The 15,611-nt window shown below is 72.7% G+C and carries 18 protein-coding genes and 1 riboswitch; of the genes, 9 read left to right on the top strand and 9 right to left on the bottom strand.

Translation table 11 applies throughout. From position 1 onward, the window contains the following. Nucleotides 1-112: 112 nt before the first annotated feature. Nucleotides 113-703: an ECF transporter S component gene (locus tag F8279_RS25390; RefSeq protein ID WP_091421696.1), complete on the bottom strand. Its 591-nt coding sequence runs from the start codon at nucleotides 701-703 to the stop codon at nucleotides 113-115. Between the two features lie 75 nt (nucleotides 704-778). Further along, nucleotides 779-885, bottom strand: a riboswitch (TPP riboswitch). Nucleotides 886-961: 76 nt separating this feature from the next. Here F8279_RS25390 and F8279_RS25385 point away from each other — a divergent pair. The 4 genes from F8279_RS25385 to F8279_RS25370 all read left to right on the top strand — a co-directional run bounded on the left by F8279_RS25385 (nucleotide 962) and on the right by F8279_RS25370 (nucleotide 5,217). Next, the gene (locus F8279_RS25385; RefSeq protein ID WP_175438743.1) at nucleotides 962-1,798 is read left to right on the top strand and encodes an alpha/beta fold hydrolase; all 837 of its coding nucleotides are present in this window, start codon (nucleotides 962-964) and stop codon (nucleotides 1,796-1,798) included. Continuing rightward, nucleotides 1,795-2,544: a sugar isomerase domain-containing protein gene (locus tag F8279_RS25380; protein ID WP_091421691.1), complete on the top strand. Its 750-nt coding sequence runs from the start codon at nucleotides 1,795-1,797 to the stop codon at nucleotides 2,542-2,544. The genes F8279_RS25385 and F8279_RS25380 overlap by 4 nt, the downstream gene beginning before the upstream one ends. 91 nt (nucleotides 2,545-2,635) lie before the next feature. Then, complete coding sequence (locus tag F8279_RS25375; RefSeq protein ID WP_091421688.1) at nucleotides 2,636-3,136, top strand: DUF6328 family protein; 501 nt, start codon at nucleotides 2,636-2,638, stop codon at nucleotides 3,134-3,136. A gap of 107 nt (nucleotides 3,137-3,243) precedes the next feature. Further along, nucleotides 3,244-5,217 carry an acyl-CoA dehydrogenase family protein gene (locus F8279_RS25370; protein WP_091421685.1) on the top strand — a complete coding sequence of 658 codons (1,974 nt, stop codon included), beginning with the start codon at nucleotides 3,244-3,246 and terminating at the stop codon, nucleotides 5,215-5,217. Between the two features lie 46 nt (nucleotides 5,218-5,263). Here the strand turns inward: F8279_RS25370 and F8279_RS30365 are convergent, their stop codons facing one another. The 7 genes from F8279_RS30365 to F8279_RS25340 all read right to left on the bottom strand — a co-directional run bounded on the left by F8279_RS30365 (nucleotide 5,264) and on the right by F8279_RS25340 (nucleotide 9,377). Further along, nucleotides 5,264-5,431 carry a hypothetical protein gene (locus F8279_RS30365; protein WP_162959003.1) on the bottom strand — a complete coding sequence of 56 codons (168 nt, stop codon included), beginning with the start codon at nucleotides 5,429-5,431 and terminating at the stop codon, nucleotides 5,264-5,266. A gap of 9 nt (nucleotides 5,432-5,440) precedes the next feature. Further along, nucleotides 5,441-6,046, bottom strand: a complete 606-nt coding sequence (locus tag F8279_RS25365; protein WP_091421682.1) for a hypothetical protein — start codon at nucleotides 6,044-6,046, stop codon at nucleotides 5,441-5,443. A 52-nt stretch (nucleotides 6,047-6,098) separates the two neighbouring features. Continuing rightward, nucleotides 6,099-6,401 (bottom strand): metalloregulator ArsR/SmtB family transcription factor, encoded by a 303-nt coding sequence (locus F8279_RS25360; protein WP_013287947.1) that lies wholly within the window; start codon nucleotides 6,399-6,401, stop codon nucleotides 6,099-6,101. A 43-nt stretch (nucleotides 6,402-6,444) separates the two neighbouring features. Next, the gene (locus F8279_RS25355) at nucleotides 6,445-7,320 is read right to left on the bottom strand and encodes a metal ABC transporter permease (RefSeq protein WP_091421680.1); all 876 of its coding nucleotides are present in this window, start codon (nucleotides 7,318-7,320) and stop codon (nucleotides 6,445-6,447) included. A 1-nt stretch (nucleotide 7,321) separates the two neighbouring features. After that, nucleotides 7,322-8,086, bottom strand: coding sequence for a metal ABC transporter ATP-binding protein (locus tag F8279_RS25350; RefSeq protein ID WP_091421677.1), 765 nt, complete (start codon nucleotides 8,084-8,086; stop codon nucleotides 7,322-7,324). Continuing rightward, nucleotides 8,083-9,030 (bottom strand): metal ABC transporter substrate-binding protein, encoded by a 948-nt coding sequence (locus F8279_RS25345; protein WP_151501283.1) that lies wholly within the window; start codon nucleotides 9,028-9,030, stop codon nucleotides 8,083-8,085. The genes F8279_RS25350 and F8279_RS25345 overlap by 4 nt, the downstream gene beginning before the upstream one ends. A gap of 83 nt (nucleotides 9,031-9,113) precedes the next feature. Then, the gene (locus F8279_RS25340) at nucleotides 9,114-9,377 is read right to left on the bottom strand and encodes a DUF6703 family protein (RefSeq protein WP_091421670.1); all 264 of its coding nucleotides are present in this window, start codon (nucleotides 9,375-9,377) and stop codon (nucleotides 9,114-9,116) included. Nucleotides 9,378-9,404: 27 nt separating this feature from the next. Between F8279_RS25340 and F8279_RS25335 the strand changes: the two genes are divergently transcribed. From F8279_RS25335 to dusB, 5 genes are all read left to right on the top strand, one after another. Next, nucleotides 9,405-9,746: an antibiotic biosynthesis monooxygenase gene (locus F8279_RS25335; protein ID WP_151501282.1), complete on the top strand. Its 342-nt coding sequence runs from the start codon at nucleotides 9,405-9,407 to the stop codon at nucleotides 9,744-9,746. Between the two features lie 94 nt (nucleotides 9,747-9,840). Continuing rightward, entirely contained in the window at nucleotides 9,841-10,314 is a 474-nt protein-coding gene (locus F8279_RS25330; RefSeq protein ID WP_091421662.1) for a hypothetical protein, read from the top strand. Between the two features lie 113 nt (nucleotides 10,315-10,427). Continuing rightward, nucleotides 10,428-11,807 (top strand): glycine--tRNA ligase, encoded by a 1,380-nt coding sequence (locus F8279_RS25325; protein ID WP_091421659.1) that lies wholly within the window; start codon nucleotides 10,428-10,430, stop codon nucleotides 11,805-11,807. A gap of 155 nt (nucleotides 11,808-11,962) precedes the next feature. After that, nucleotides 11,963-13,387: an MFS transporter gene (locus F8279_RS25320; RefSeq protein WP_151501281.1), complete on the top strand. Its 1,425-nt coding sequence runs from the start codon at nucleotides 11,963-11,965 to the stop codon at nucleotides 13,385-13,387. 37 nt (nucleotides 13,388-13,424) lie between these two features. Further along, the gene (gene dusB / locus F8279_RS25315; RefSeq protein ID WP_091421650.1) at nucleotides 13,425-14,588 is read left to right on the top strand and encodes a tRNA dihydrouridine synthase DusB; all 1,164 of its coding nucleotides are present in this window, start codon (nucleotides 13,425-13,427) and stop codon (nucleotides 14,586-14,588) included. Between the two features lie 56 nt (nucleotides 14,589-14,644). Here dusB and F8279_RS25310 read toward each other — a convergent pair whose 3' ends face one another. Then, complete coding sequence (locus tag F8279_RS25310; RefSeq protein WP_091421647.1) at nucleotides 14,645-15,292, bottom strand: C39 family peptidase; 648 nt, start codon at nucleotides 15,290-15,292, stop codon at nucleotides 14,645-14,647. Nucleotides 15,293-15,611 lie beyond the last annotated feature (319 nt).

Raw genomic sequence — 15,611 nt, 5'->3', positions numbered from 1 at the left:
CCCACCCCCTCTCCCGGCCCAGCCTGCGTGATCAAGGAGTTCGCGTCCGGGAAACCGTGCCCGGCGGACGCAAACTCCTTGATCACCGGGCGGGAGGTGAGTGGGTGAGTGGTCAGACCAGGGCTCGGTCGCGGCCGGCGGGGAAGCGGTCCAGGACGCCGGTGTTCGCCAGCGCGCGGGTGAGGGCCACCGCGCCCAGGCCGGCCACCAGCAGGCAACTGAGCACACCGAAGGCGATGTAGGGCAGCCGGAAGGTCGTCCAGCTCGTGCCCGGGTACCAGTACAGGGCGTCGAACAGCGTGGCGAAGAGGCCGCCGCACGCGCCGGCGAGCGCCGCCGTGAGCGGCCGGTAGAGGCGGTACCGGGTGGCCGCGAAGACCGCCTCGACGCCCAGGCCCTGCACCGCGCCCTGGAGGATCGCCATCGCGCCGTACGGGGAGCCGAGCAGCACCGAGACGGTCGAGGCGACGGTCTCGGTGAGCAGCGCCGCACCCGGCTTGCGCACGATCAGCGCGCTCAGCACGGCCGGGATGAGCCAGACGCCGTACATCACCGACTGGAGCGGGGCGAAGAAGGCGAACGGCCCGTCGCTGCCCTTCCAGAGGATGTTCCAGAGCTGGAACACAACGCCGAAGGCGACGGCGATGACCGAGGCGACGACGATGTCGACGGTACGCCAGCGGTTGCTGTCGGTACGGTTCACGGTTGGCTCCCAGTTCGTCGAGGTGAACCAGGAGAAGACGCACGCCGCGCCCGGTGGTCACCGGACGGCGACGCGGCTGGAGGTCGACCGAACTCCCTGCGCTGGCATTACCCAGATCAGGTTCGAGGGTCTGCGGGCATCGGCCCGCACTCTCAGCGCTGTGCGCTCCCCTGTCGGATGTGAAGTTGTCTCGTCGCAGACGCTAGCACCGACGACGGGCCCCGGCCCAGCAGGGCGAGTGTCGGTATGGTGGCGATCATGCTGGTGGATGCGCGGGGACTGACGTTCGAGGTACGCGCCGGCGGCCCCGAGGGCGGTGACCCCGTCCTGCTGCTGCACGGCTTCCCGCAGCACTCCGGCGAGTGGGACGCGGTCACGCCCGCGCTGCACGCCGCCGGGCTGCGCACGTACGCGCTCGACCAGCGCGGCTACTCGCCCGGCGCGCGTCCGGCGGACGTCGGGGCGTACCGGATCCCGGAGCTGGTGGCCGACGCGGCGGCGGTGCTGGACGCGCTCGGGGTGACCCGCGCGCACGTGGTGGGCCACGACTGGGGCGCGATCGTGGCGTGGGGCCTGGCGGCGGCGCACCCGGAGCGGGTGCGGACGCTGACCGCGGTGTCGGTGCCGCACCCGGCCGCCATGGGCCACGCGCTCGCCACCGACCACCGGCAGAAGGTCAAGTCCGCCTACATCGCGTTGTTCCGCAAGCCCGGTACGGCGGAGAAGGTGCTGCTGGCGTGGAACGGCGCGACGCTGCGCAAGCTGATGAGCGGAGTGGGCGGCGCCGGCGAGGTGGCCCGGTACGCCGAGCCGATGCGCGAGCCGGGGGCGTTGACGGCGGCGCTGAACTGGTACCGCGCGATGACCGGGACGGACATGAAGGCGGTCGCCCCTGTCGGGGTGCCCACCACGTTCGTCTGGAGCGACAAGGACGTGGCGATCGGCCGGACGGCCGCGCAGGCGTGCGCCGCGCACGTCACCGGTGACTACCGGTTCGTGGTGCTGCCCGGGGTCAGTCACTGGATCCCGGACGAGGCGCCCGGCCCGCTGGCCGAGGCGATCCTCGCCCGGTGCGCAGGAACGGAGGAAGCATGACGGTGAGCGCCGACGCGTACCTGGCGGTGGTGACCGAGACGATCGGCCGGGTCGCGGCCGAGCAGCGACAGAACGTGGCCGACGCGGCCGACCTGATCGCGGCGGCGCTGCAGGCCGACGGCGTGGTGCACGCGTTCGGCACCGGGCACTCCGAGGCGCTGGCCATGGAGATCGCCGGGCGGGCCGGCGGCCTGGTGCCCACCAACCGGATCGCGCTGCGTGACCTGGTGCTGGTCGGCGGCGACCCGGCCGACGTCCTCGGCCCGAAGCTGGAACGCGACCCGGCGGTGGCGCACCGCCTCTACGAGCTGGCGCCGATCCGGCCGCAGGATGTGTTCGTGCTGGCCTCGAACTCGGGGGTGAACGGCGCGATGGTCGAGTTCGCGTCCGTCGTGAAGGAACGCGGGCACGGCCTGGTGGCGATCACCTCGGCGCAGCACTCGGGCCGGATGACGTCGCGGCACCCGTCCGGCCGCAAGCTCGCCGACTTCGCCGACGTGGTGCTGGACAACGGCGCCCCGTACGGCGACGCCACGCTGCCGCTGCCCGGCGGCGGCGCGGTCGGCGCGGTCTCCTCGATCACGGCGGCGCTGCTCGCCCAGCAGATCGTCGCCGAGGTGGTGGCCCGGCTGGTCGCGGCGGGGCAGCGCCCGCCGGTCTACCTGTCCGCGAACATCACCGGCGGCGACGAGCACAACGCCGAGCTGGAGGCACGGTACGCGGGCCGCATCCGCCGGGGATCCTGAACCGGTTTCGTGATCAGCCGTACGGGGCACAGCCGGTGCTGCCGGTGGGCGTTCACCCGCCGGCCGTGCCGTCTCCCGGGGAGGTCCGCGAGTGTCGAAGGAATCCGAGAAGCAGCGCTGGCAGCGCAACTTCGCCGATCTGTTGCAGGAGCTGCGGGTCGCGCAGACCGGCGTGCAGATCCTCTTCGCCTTCCTGCTGACGCTGCCGTTCAGCAACGGGTTCGGCCGTACCACGGAGTTCCAGCGCGACGTCTACATCCTGGCGCTGCTGACCGCCGCCGCGTCCGCCGCGATGATCATCTCTCCGGTCGCGTTCCACCGGGCGTTGTTCCGGCAGGGCCGCAAGCCGGAGCTGGTCCGGTTCGCCCACCGGATGGCCACCGGCGGCCTGTTCTTCATGCTGATCGCGATGGTCAGCTCGGTCCTGCTGGTCACCGACTTCGTGCTGGACCGGCCGATCGCGTTCCTGCTCAGCGCGCTCACCGGCCTGTGGTTCCTGATCTTCTGGGCGATCCTGCCGTTCAGCCGGCGCAACTGGGGTGAGGACGACATCGACGACGAGGACGACAACCCTCAGTCGCTCACCGACTGACGTCCGCCAAATCGGACGTGCACGCAGCGCTACCCCTGGGTAACACCCGGGGGTAGCGTCGTTTTCGTCGAGCGCGTCGACGCAGCCGGACCGACGAGGAGGCAGCCGTGACCACGACACAGAACAGCCGGCCCGAGTCACCCGACGGCGCGGGACCGCTGCCCACCGAGGCGGGCCAGGTCTCCGAGAAGGAGGCCCGCCAGGTCGCCGAGGCGGCCCGCGAGTCGGCCTGGGACCGGCCCAGCTTCGGCAAGGAGTTGTTCCTCGGCCGGTTCCGGCTCGACCTGATCGACCCGTGGCCCCGCCCCGACCCGGCCGAGGTGGCCCGCGCCGACGAGTTCCTCGGCGCGCTGCGCGCGTACCTGACGTCAGAGGTGGACGGTGAGGCGATCGAACGGGACGCGCGCATCCCCGACGAGGTGTTCCACGGCCTGGCCGGGCTCGGCACGTTCGGCATGAAGATCGACCGTAGACACGGCGGGCTCGGGCTGAGCAACCTGCACTACTGCCGGGCGCTGATGCTCGTCGGCTCGGTGAACCCGGCGGTCAGCGCGCTGCTCTCCGCGCACCAGTCGATCGGCGTGCCGCAGCCGCTGAAGATGTTCGGCACACCCGAGCAGAAGGAGCGGTTCCTGCCCCGGCTCGCCGCCGGTGAGGTCTCCGCGTTCCTGCTCACCGAACCGGACGTCGGTTCCGACCCGGCCCGGCTCGCCACCACCGCCGAGCCCACAGCCGACGGCACCGGCTACCGGCTCAACGGGGTGAAGCTCTGGGCCACCAACGGCACGCTCGCCACACTGCTCGTGGTGATGGCCCGGGTGCCGGCCTCCGAGGGGCGGCGCGGCGGCATCACCGCGTTCGTGGTGGAGGGCGACAGCGACGGCATCACCGTGGAGCGGCGCAACTCCTTCGTCGGACTGCGCGGCCTGGAGAACAGCCTCACCCGGTTCCACGACGTGTTCGTGCCCGAGGAGAACGTGATCGGCGGCGAGGGCAAGGGCCTCAAGATCGCGTTGACCACGTTGAACACCGGCCGGCTCTCGCTGCCCGCCATGTGCGTCGGGGCCGGCAAGTGGGCGCTCAACGTGGCCCGGGAGTGGGCGGCGGACCGGGTCCAGTGGGGCCGTCCGGTGGGCGAGCACGAGGCGGTGGCGAAGAAGCTGTCCTTCATCGCCGCCACCACGTACGGCATGGAGTCGATGCTCGACCTGTCCTGCATGCTCGCCGACGACGACCGCAACGACATCCGGATCGAGGCGGCGCTGGTCAAGCTCTACGCCAGCGAGATGGCCTGGCGGATCGCCGACGAGCTGATCCAGATCCGCGGTGGCCGCGGCTACGAGACGGCCGACTCGCTCGCCGCCCGGGGAGAGCGGCCGGCCGCCGTCGAGCAGCTCCTGCGCGACCTGCGGATCAACCGGATCTTCGAGGGCTCCACCGAGATCATGCACCTGCTGATCGCCCGCGAGGCGGTCGACGCGCACCTGTCGGTGGCGGGCGACATCATCGACCCGGACGCGGGGCTGGGCCGCAAGGCCAGAGCGGGCGCGCGGGCCGGCGCCTTCTACGCGAAGTGGCTGCCCACGCTCGCCGTCGGCAAGGGGCAGACGCCCGGGGCGTACCAGGAGTTCGGGCCGCTGGCCGGGCACCTGCGCCACGTCGAGCGGGCGTCACGCAAGTTGGCCCGGTCGACGTTCTACGCGATGTCCCGGTGGCAGGGGAAGATGGAGCGCAAGCAGGCGTTCCTCGGCCGGGTGGTGGACATCGGCGCGGAGCTGTTCGCGATGAGCGCGGTCTGCGTCCGGGCCTACGCCGAGCGGGACGATCACCCGGAGAACGTCGAGCTGGCCGACCTGTTCTGCCGTCAGGCGCGGCTGCGTGTCGACGAGCTGTTCACCGGCCTGTGGTCGAACACCGACTCGGTCGACGTGGCCGCCGCAAAGCGCATCGTCGCCGGCCGGTACGCCTCGCTGGAGGACGGTGTCGTCACCCCGCCCGCCGACCTTCCGTGGGTGGCCCGCTGGGAACCGGGGCCGTCCACCGAGCAGGACGTCCGTCGTCGCATCCCGCCCGCCGGCTGACCGGAGCGCCCCGGTGGCCGTCCCGCCCGGACGGCCGCCGCGGCGGTCAGCGCGCGATGGCCCAGGCCAGGATGCCGGCCAGGATCAGGCCGTTGAGCCCGGCCAGCACCAGGTACGCCGACGGCGGGATCTTGCGGCCCTTGCGGACGAAACTCACCAGCACGCCCGCGTACGCCAGCAGCAGTACGGCGACGACGATCAGGAAGTACAGCACCGGCACACCTTACCGGCCGCCGCGCAGCCCCAGTTCGCGCAGCTCCAGCGCGGCGAGCGCGTCGACTGTCGCGTCGTCGCCGCGCCGCCACGCCTCGGCGACGTCGGGCGCGATCCGGGTCAGCTTCGACAGCGGCTGACCGGCCAGCGCGCGCAGCGCCAGCAGGTCCCGCCCGGCCGGTGCGCCGGCCAGGGCCTTCGCCGCGCCCGCCCGGCGCATCCAGCGCAGGCGCAGCGGCAGCCAGCCGAACAGCACCAGGCCGAGCGGGAACACCAGCACCGCGATGGTCAGCGCGAGCGCGAGCTGCCCGACCAGCTCCTGCTGGTCGCGGCCCGCCTCGGCGACCGACCGGGCGGCCTCGGCGGCGCGGGTGAACGGCGCGGTCAGCTCGTCGCCGACGATCGGCACCCGGCCGACCTTGCCGCCGGCGTCGGCCAGGTTGTCGGCGAGTCCACCGCCGGCCCCCTCCAGCTTCTGCCCGGGTACGGCGAGCTTCTCGACCAGGTCGTGCAGCCACAGCGCGAAGCGGATCGCGGCGTACACCCAGACGACCACGAGCAGGTCGGTGAGGAACTGGCGGACGGCGGTCGGAAAACGGTCGGCGTAGATCTTCACGCCGGACAGCGTCCCACGGGACGGGCGCGTCGGCACCTGGCCGATTTCCCGCTCAGTGCGACCCTTCGCCGGCGTGACTGACCGCGTCCGCCACGATGTGCGCGACGTGGTCGTCGACCAGGGCGTACGCGATCTCCCGGCCGCGCCGCGACCCGCGCACCACCCCGGCGCCCCGCAGCACCCGCAGGTGCTGGGAGACCAGCGGCTGAGGGGCGCCGAGCTTCTCGACCAGCTCGTGCACGCAGCGTTCGCCCTCGGCCAGCTCGCTGACGATCGCGAGCCGGATCGGGGCCGAGAGGGCGCGCAGCAGGTCACCCGCACCCTCGAAGGCGTCGTACCCGTTCGTGCCGGTCACCCTGTAACGGTAACCAATCCCAGCTGCGCCGGCGGGTAGGGCCTCATCGCAGCAGCACCTCGTGCTCGGCCGGCTCGGACGGCGGCGTGACCCGGTCGGCCCGTGCCCGCCGCCGCAGCGCCCGCACACCGGCCGCCGCGAGCGCGACCAGCAGGAACGAGCCGATCGCCACGAGCACCACCGACGCGCCGGGCGCGGTGTCGGCGGTGGCCGCCACCCAGACCCCGGCACCGGCGGCGAACAGGCCCAGCGCCATGGCCGCCGTCATGGTCGACCGGAAGCCCCTCGTCACCTGCTGCGCGGCGGCGACCGGCACCACCATCAGCGCGCTGATCAGCAGCACCCCGACCGCCCGCATGGCGATGGTCACGGTGACCGCGGTGCCGACCGCGATGAGCAGGTTCAGCGCCCGAACCGGCAGGCCGGACACCCGGGCGTACTCCTCGTCGTGGCACACCGCGAACAGCGCCGGGCGCAGCACCAGCATGGTCACCAGCAGCACCACGCCGAGCACGCCGATGGTGATCAGATCGGTCCGGGAGGTGGTGGTCAGCGACCCGAACAGGTACGCGTTGAGCGACCCGCTGCTGGCGTCGGAGAGCCCGACCAGCATCACGCCACCGGCGATGCCGCCGTAGAACAGCAACGCCAGCGCCAGGTCACCGGAGGTGCGCCCGTACGCGCGGACCAGCTCGATCACCACCGCGCCGAGCGTCGCGGCGATCACCGCCACCAGCACGGGGGAGCGGTTGAGCAGCAGTCCCGCGCCGACGCCGGTGAGCGCCACGTGCCCGAGCCCGTCGCCGATCAACGCCAGCCGGCGCTGCACCAGGTAGATGCCGAGCGCCGGGGCGGCCAGCCCGATGATCAGCGCGCCGACCAGGGCGCGGAGCATGAAGTCGTACTGGAAGAGATCCATCTCAGATGCCTGTCCAGAGCCGGGCGGGCTCCTCGTCGCAGTGCGGGTGCACGTGCTCGTGGTCCGGGTCGGCGTGGTGGCCGGCCGGTTCGGGCACCGCGCCGTCGTGGGCGATCCCGCCCTGGTGCACCACCACGGCCCGGCTGATCAGCGGGCGCAGCGGACCCAGCTCGTGCGCGACGAGCAGCACGGTGCCCCCACCGTCGCGGAACGTGCGCAGCGCCCCGGCGAACGCCTCCTGGCTGGCCGCGTCCACCCCGGCGGTCGGCTCGTCGAGCACCAGCAGCTCCGGCTCGCCGGCGAGCGCGCGGGCGATCAGGGTGCGCTGCTGCTGGCCGCCGGAGAGCGTGGACACCGGGTCACCGGCCCGGTCGGCGAGCCCGACCGCGTCCAGCGCCGCCTCCACCGCCTCCCGGTCCGCCCGCCCGGCGGGCCGCAGCACGCCCCGGCGGGCCAGCCGCCCGGACGCCACCACCTCGCGCACTGTGGCCGGCACTCCGCTGCCCGCGCCGAGTCGCTGCGGCACGTACCCGATGCGGTGCCACTGCCGGAAGCGGCGCTGCGGCGTGCCGAACAGGGCGACCGACCCGGCGCCGACCGGCACCAGGCCGAGCGCGGCGCGCACGAGCGTCGACTTGCCGGAGCCGTTGGCGCCGAGCACGGCGACCACCTCGGAAGCGGTCACTGTCAACGAGACGTCACGCAGCACCGGGCGGCCGTCGTAGCCGACCGTGGCGTGCGCGATCTCGATCACGGGTGGGGTCATGAACAGTCCAGAGCGGTTCGCAGGGTCTGCAGGTTGGTGCGCATCGCGGAGAGGTAGTCGCCGTCGGCGGGCGGACCCTCCAGCGGGTCCAGGACAGCCGTCTTCGCCCCGACCTCACGGGCGATCGTCTCGGCCACCTTCGGGCTGACCAGCGTCTCGAAGAAGATCGTGCCGGCCTGGTGCTCCCGGGCCTCCTCGGCGACCTCGGCGAGGCGCTTGGGGGACGGCTCGGACTCCGGGGTGAGCCCGCTGATGCCGATCTGCTCCAGCTGGTAGCGCTCCGTCAGGTAGCCGAACGCGGTGTGGCTGGTCACGATCTCCCGGCGCTGGCAGGTGCGCAGGCCGTCGGCGTACTCGGTGTCCAGCTTCGTCAGCTCGGTGCGCAGCGCGCCGGCGCGGGCGGTGTAGTCGGCGGCGTGGTCCGGGTCGGCCTTGCCGAGCCGCTCGGCGAGCTTGTCGCCGATGGTGGCCAGCCGGGTCGGGTCGAGCCAGACGTGTGGGTCCTTGCCGCCGCCCTCGTCGGCGTGCCCGGCCTCGCCCTCGTGGTCGTGGTCGTGGCCACCGGCGGCCGCGTCCAGCAGCGGCGTCACGCCCGCCACGTCGAACGCGCGGTCGCCGCCGTTCTGCTCCACCGCCTCGTCCACCGCCGGCTGGAAGCCGCTGAGGTAGACGACCACGTCGGCGTCGACGACCTGGCCGACCTGCCGCGGGTTGAGTTCCAGGTCGTGCGGCTCGGCGCCGGGCTTGGTGAGGTTGCTGACCGCGACCGTGTCGCCGCCGATCCGCTCGGCCAGGAACTGGAGCGGATAGAACGCGGCCACCACGTCGACCTTGCCCGGCTCGCTCGCGCCGCCTGTGCCGTCCGCGCAGGCGGTCAGGCCGCCGGTGGCGAGCAGGGCGGTGGCTGCGGCGGTCAGGATGCGGCGCGGTGCACGAACGGTCATGGGCTCAACTGTCCGCGACAACGAAAACTATTGTCAAAAACGCATGATTGCATGTCAGCGCAGGTCAGCTCGGCTTCGTCAGGTCAGCCGACCATGAGCTTCGCCAGCGCCACCGCGATCAACAAGGTCAACATGACCAGCCGGAGCATCCGGGTCGCCGGGGCCTGCACCGGCCAGGTGACCGACATCAGCCAGACCAGCCCGCCGGCCAGCACGAGCAGCAGGAGGCCGCCCGCCGGGCCGGGCGCGAAGAGGCCGACAAGCACCAGGGCCAGCGCGGCCAGGAACACCGCCGTCGGGTTGAGCCGTGCCAACCGGGACAGCACAGGACTCTGCGTACGCTGCATGCCACAAACTCTACGAGGAGGAACGCCGTGCTGGTCACCAACCGGTTCGTGGTGGAAGCCGAAACGGTGGACGAGTTCACCCGGGAGGCGCACGGCGCGCTGACCGCGCTCGCCGCCCGCCCCGGCTACCTGCGCGGCGAACTGCTGCGGGCGCTCGACGATCCGGACCACTGGCTCCTGGTCACCGAGTGGGAGTCGGTCGGTGCGTACCGGCGGGCGCTCGGCGGGTTCGACGTCAAGGTCACCGCCGTGCCGCTGCTCGCCCGATCGGTGGACGAGCCGTCGGCGTACGAGACGCTCGCCGGCGCCGCCCCCGAGGGGGAGATCGTCGTCGTCGCCAGCGATCGTGCCGCAGGTCCGTATCGCTGAGTGCCGGGGCACTACCCTGGCGCGTATGACCGCTCCCGGACCGGCCGCGCAACCCCCGCCATCCGTTCCGCCCGCGCCGCCGGCGGACCCCGGGGTGCCCGCGCCGCCGCAGGGGCCCGGCGCCGCGCCGCCGTTCGCCGCCCCGCCGACCGAGGGCGGGCGGACCCGGCTCTGGCTCGGCCTCGGCGCGGGCGCGCTCGCCGTGCTGATCTGCTGCGGCGGGGGCGGCGCGGCGGTGCTCGGCCTGGCGGTGAGCAACGCCCAGGCGATCGGCGAGCAGGGCCGGGCGGTCACGAACGACTACTACCAGGCGCTCGTGGCGCGGGAGTGGTCCAAAGCGTACGACACGCTCTGCGACGACATCCGCCGGCGCGAGCCCCGGCGGGAGTTCGAGCGACGGGTGTCCACCGAGCCGCAGATCTCCGGCTACCGGGTGGGCGAGGTCGACCTCACCACGCTCACCGTGCCGGTGGACGTCACGCTGGCCGGCGGCCGGCGGGAGGCGCAGACCGTGACGCTGGCGGCGGACCAGCAGACGGGCGGCGTGGAGGTCTGCGGGGTGAGCTGACCGGGCCCCGGTATTCTGCTGGGCTCGGGACGGACACGGTCGTACCGTTGTCCCGAACAGCCCGGTTCCATCCATCTCAACCGCGCCGACCGCCAGCCGGCGTAGGAGGAAACATGCCAGCCGACCGTATCGACGCCGTCACCAGCCTCGCCAAGCGCCGGGGCTTCGTCTTTCCCTCCAGCGAGATCTACGGGGGCACCCGGTCGGCGTGGGACTACGGTCCGCTCGGCGTCGAGCTGAAGGAGAACGTCCGCCGGCAGTGGTGGCGGACCATGGTGCAGCAGCGCGACGACGTCGTCGGCCTCGACTCGGCGGTCATCCTGGCCCGCAAGGTCTGGGAGGCCAGCGGCCACATCGCCGAGTTCGTCGACCCGCTGACCGAGTGCCAGTCCTGCCACAAGCGGTTCCGGGCCGACCACCTGGAAGAGGCGTACGAGGCCAAGCACGGCAAGCCGCTGACCTCGCTCACGGAGCTGAACTGCCCCAACTGCGGCAACAAGGGCACCTTCACCGAGCCGAAGATGTTCAACGGCCTGATGAAGACCTACCTGGGCCCGGTGGAGAGCGACGAGGGCATGCACTACCTGCGCCCGGAGACCGCCCAGGGCATCTTCGTCAACTACAAGAACGTGGAGACGGTCGCCCGCAAGAAGCCGCCGTTCGGCATCGCGCAGACCGGCAAGTCGTTCCGCAACGAGATCACCCCGGGCAACTTCATCTTCCGGACCCGCGAGTTCGAGCAGATGGAGATGGAGTTCTTCGTCGAGCCCGGCACCGACGAGCAGTGGCACGAGTACTGGCTTCAGGAGCGCTGGAACTGGTACCTCGACCTGGGCCTGTCCGAGGAGAACCTGCGCTTCTACGAGCACCCCAAGGAGAAGCTCTCCCACTACTCGAAGCGCACGGTCGACATCGAGTACCGGTTCCAGTTCGGCGGCACCGACTTCGCCGAGCTGGAGGGCATCGCCAACCGCACCGACTTCGACCTGTCCACGCACAGCAAGCACTCCGGCGTCGACCTGTCGTACTTCGACCAGGGCAAGGGCGAGCGCTGGGTGCCGTACGTGATCGAGCCGGCCGCCGGCCTCACCCGCGCGGTGCTGGCGTTCCTGCTCGAGGCGTACGACGAGGACGAGGCGCCGAACACCAAGGGCGGCGTGGACAAGCGCACAGTCATGCGCTTCGACCCGCGGCTGGCCCCGGTCAAGGTCGCGGTGCTGCCGCTGTCGCGCAACGAGGCGCTGTCGCCGAAGGCCAAGCAGCTCGCCGCCGACCTGCGCAAGCGCTGGGTGGTCGAGTTCGACGACTCGCAGGCGATCGGCCGCCGCTACCGCCGGCAGGACGAGATCGGCACGCCGTTCTGCGTCACTGTCGACTTCGACACGCTCGACGACAACGCGGTCACGGTCCGGAACCGGGACACCATGGCCCAGGAGCGCGTCTCCCTGGACCAGGTCGAGCGCTACCTGATCGAGCGCCTGCCCGGCTGCTGACGTCTCACCGAGAAGGGCGCCGTCGCCGACGGCGCCCTTCTCCGTGTCCGCCGGGCCGGACGACGGGTCGACGTGTCTGAATCCCACGAGCCCGGTGTCGTTAGCCGGCGGGAGCGCCGGGTAGCAGATCCCTCAGCGGCAGCGGAGGGGGCGAGATGCGGCAGGCGACCACCGGACCGTCCGCCACCCCGGCGCCCGCGGTGGTGGCGCATCGGTGGCCCACCGCCCTCGTCCTGGCCAGCGCCATGTTCCTGGTGCTGTTCGACAGCCTGGCGGTGGCCACCGCGCTGCCGCGCATCGGTGCCGAGTTCCACCTCGGCCCGGGCCGCCTCCAGTGGGTCGTGACGTTGTACTCGCTGAGCATCGGCGGCCTGCTGCTGCTCGGGGGCCGGCTCTGCGACCTGTGGGGGCGACGCCGGCTGATCGTCGTCAGCCTCGCGCTGGCCACTCTCGGCTCGGCTCTGGCCGGGCTGGCGACCGCGCTGTCCCCGCTGCTGCTCGGCCGGGTGTTGCAGGGCGCCGGCGCGGCCCTCGCCATTCCGGCGACCCTGGCGTCGGCGGCCACGTACTTCCCCGACGAGCCGTGGCGCAGCCGGGTGTTCGCGGTCGTCGCCGCCGCCGCGAACACGGCCGGTCTGGCCGGGGCGATCGTCGGCGGCCTGATCACGTCACACCTCGGCTGGCGCTGGGTCTTCCTGGCCACCGTGCCGGTCGGACTGGTGGCGATGGTGGCGGCCCGGCTGCTGCTGCCGGCGAGCCGGCCCGACCCGGGCGGCCGGCAGCGGCTGGATCTCGCCGGGGCGGTCCTCGCCACCGGCATGCTGCTCGCGCTGATCTTCGGCGCCAACCGGATCGCCGAGTCGGGTCCGGACCCGGTCGCGCTCGGCGCGGTCGCCGGCTCCCTGGTGCTGCTGTTCCTGCTGGTGCGCGTCGAGCGGCGGGTGGCCGACCCGCTGGTCCGGCCGTCCCTGCTCCGGTCGCGCCCGCTGGTCGCCGGTTGCCTCGCCTTCGCCGCCCACTCGGCCGCGTACGCGGTGGTGGTGGTCGTGGGCAGTCTCTACCTCCAGGAGGTCCACGGCCTGTCCCCGGCGGGCGCCGGGCTGGTGCTGGCCCCGGTGCTGCTCGGCGCGCTGGTCAGCGCCGCTCCGGCGGGCGCGCTGATCCGCAGGTTCGGCGCGCGGCGGGTCGTCGCGGTGGCGCTGGCCCTGTGCGCGGTCACGCTCGCACTGGTGGCGGTCAACGCGGGCGGTCCGCTGATCCTCGTCACGGCCATCCTGGTCGCCTGGGGGCTCAGCGCCGGTCCGATCTACGTCGGGCTGACCCGGGTGTGTGTCGGCGACGCGCCGCCGAGCGACCAGGGAACGGCCTCGGCGGTGTTCGAGTCGACCACCCACGTGGCCGGGGCGATCTCCGTGGCGGTCTTCCTCACACTGCTCGCCGCCGGGGTCGGCTACGGCGTCGTGCAGTTCGTCGGCGCCGTCGCGGGCGGGCTGGGCGTCCTCGCGCTGCTGCTGGTCATGCCGGCGGGGAAGTCCGGGACCACGCCGTCGCCCGCGCCGCAGCGGGTGGCGGCCCGGTAGGCGTCGATACCCGGGAACGCCTCCCTACACTGGTCAGGTGACCGCTGCGACCCTGCCCGCGTTGACCATCGGCCCGCACCGGGTGTGGCCGCCGGTGGTGCTCGCGCCGATGGCCGGGATCACCAACGTCGGCTTCCGCCGGCTCTGCCGTGAGCAGGGCGGCGGCATCTACGTCTGCGAGATGATCACCACCCGGGCGCTCGTCGAGCGGAACCCGAAGACGCTGCGCATGATCGCCTTCGGCGCCGAGGAGCAGCCCCGCAGCCTCCAGCTCTACGGCACCGACCCGGAGATCACCGCCGCCGCCGTGCGGATCGTGGTCGAACGCGACCTGGCCGACCACATCGACCTCAACTTCGGCTGCCCGGTGCCCAAGGTGACCCGCAAGGGCGGCGGCTCGGCCCTGCCGTGGCGCCGCCGGCTGTTCGCCCGGCTGGTCAAGGCCGCGGTGGACGCCGCGTCACCCGCCGGGGTGCCGGTCACCGTCAAGATGCGCAAGGGCATCGACGACGACCACCTGACGTACGTCGAGGCGGGGCTGGCGGCCCAGGACGCGGGCGTCGCGGCTGTCGCCCTGCACGGGCGTACGGCCGCGCAGCGCTACTCCGGCACCGCCGACTGGGACGCCATCGCCACGCTCAAGGCGGCGCTCGACGTGCCGGTGCTCGGCAACGGCGACATCTGGGAGGCCGACGACGCGCTGCGGATGGTCGCGCACACCGGCGTCGACGGTGTGGTGATCGGGCGCGGCTGCCTGGGCCGGCCGTGGCTGTTCGCCGACCTGGAGGCCGCGTTCAACGGGAGCCCCGAGCGGCGGCTGCCCAGCCTCGGCGAGGTGGCGGTGACCATGCGCCGGCACGCCGAGCTGCTGGTGGAGCAGTTCGTGGCGGGTGCCCGCAACCCGGCCCGGGGCGAGCGGGACGGCTGCACCGACTTCCGCAAGCACGTCGCCTGGTATCTGAAGGGCTTCCCCATCGGCAGCGAGCTGCGCCGGTCGCTCGCCATGATCGAGAGCCTGGCCCAGCTCGACGACCTGCTCGGCAAGCTCGACCCGGCCGTACCGTTCCCGGTGGAGAACCTCGGCCAGCCGCGCGGCCGCACCAACTCCCCGGGCAAGGTGTTCCTGCCCGACGGATGGCTGGCCAGCCGCGACGACGACACCCCGCCCGACGGCGCCGAGCTGGACGACTCCGGCGGCTGACCCCGGACACGCCGAAGGGCCCGACCCCCGTTCGGGGTCGGGCCCTTCGTGTTCGGTCAGGAGCTGTAGCCGCGGCTGGCGATCCAGTGCGCCAGGGCGTCCACGTCCATGCGGTACGAGGCCTGGTCCGGGTTCGCCGAGTCGGCGATCGTCACGACCTTGCCGCCGTCGCGGTAGCCGACCACGCTGATGTAGTGGCCACCCTCGAACGAGTGGGTGTTGCCGTCGGTGTCGGTCGCGGTGCCGGCGATGTTCGCCACCACGGCCCGGCCGTCGTCCACCGTGCGCACCACGTCGGCGCGCAGCTTCTCCACCTTCTCACCGGCCTTGTCCACCGGGATCTCGGTCGACTTGTAGACGTCCTTGCCGGTCTCCTTGTTCAGCACCGGGGTGATGTCGTTGATGGAGTTGGTGCCGTCCTCGGTGGTGCCCATCTCCTCGGCCATGGCGTGCACGTCGATGTTCTTGCCCTGCACGCTCAGCGCGTTACGGGCCGCGGCCGGGCCGCAGAAGTAGAAGTTGGGCTGAGCCTCGTAGCGCACGCCCAGCTCCCGCTCACCGTGCTTGCGGTCGTTGGTGACGACCTGGGCGGCGCGCTCGGCCGGGGTGGCCTGGGCGGCGATGGCGGGGCCGGCGATGCCACCAGCGGTGGCGGCGATACCGGCGACGGTCAGAGCGGTCTTGCGCAGCAGAGTGGTAGCCATGATCAGTTGCCTCTCCGTCGGGGGTACGCGGCGATGGGGGATGCCGCGAAGAAAGATCAGGTGGCCCGGTATGTGCGTCGGGCCGGTGGCTCGCTCGGGCGACCAGGGGACGGCCTGCTCCGGCGGCTCGGTGATGTAACGACCGGGGGTCCGGGGTCATTCCCGGGGCGCTGCCCGGCGGTGCGGCCTGCTCGACAGGCGCTGGCGGCCTGCTCGGCGGCCCGGTGATGTAACGACCGGCGTCCCGGCCTGATTCCCGGCCCGCTGGGCGGGCGGTCGGCGGGTGCGGCGCGGTCTGCCATGTACAACGCCCCGCACC

Source organism: Micromonospora sp. AMSO1212t, assembly GCF_008868145.1.
Taxonomy (GTDB): Bacteria; Actinomycetota; Actinomycetes; order Mycobacteriales; family Micromonosporaceae; genus Micromonospora; species Micromonospora tulbaghiae.
The sequence above is the reverse complement of the archived record's forward strand: the minus strand, read 5'-3'. Positions and strand labels throughout refer to the sequence as shown.

Excerpts from the sequence above, each read along its gene's own strand:
- F8279_RS25385 (WP_175438743.1), top strand. The coding sequence starts at position 962 with ATGCTGGTGGATGCGCGGGGACTGACGTTCGAGGTACGCGCCGGCGGC.
- F8279_RS25380 (WP_091421691.1), top strand. The coding sequence starts at position 1,795 with ATGACGGTGAGCGCCGACGCGTACCTGGCGGTGGTGACCGAGACGATC.
- F8279_RS25355 (WP_091421680.1), bottom strand. The coding sequence starts at position 7,320 with ATGGATCTCTTCCAGTACGACTTCATGCTCCGCGCCCTGGTCGGCGCG.
- F8279_RS25350 (WP_091421677.1), bottom strand. The coding sequence starts at position 8,086 with ATGACCCCACCCGTGATCGAGATCGCGCACGCCACGGTCGGCTACGAC.
- F8279_RS25345 (WP_151501283.1), bottom strand. The coding sequence starts at position 9,030 with ATGACCGTTCGTGCACCGCGCCGCATCCTGACCGCCGCAGCCACCGCC.
- F8279_RS25340 (WP_091421670.1), bottom strand. The coding sequence starts at position 9,377 with ATGCAGCGTACGCAGAGTCCTGTGCTGTCCCGGTTGGCACGGCTCAAC.
- F8279_RS25325 (WP_091421659.1), top strand. The coding sequence starts at position 10,428 with ATGCCAGCCGACCGTATCGACGCCGTCACCAGCCTCGCCAAGCGCCGG.
- F8279_RS25320 (WP_151501281.1), top strand. The coding sequence starts at position 11,963 with ATGCGGCAGGCGACCACCGGACCGTCCGCCACCCCGGCGCCCGCGGTG.
- F8279_RS25310 (WP_091421647.1), bottom strand. The coding sequence starts at position 15,292 with ATGGCTACCACTCTGCTGCGCAAGACCGCTCTGACCGTCGCCGGTATC.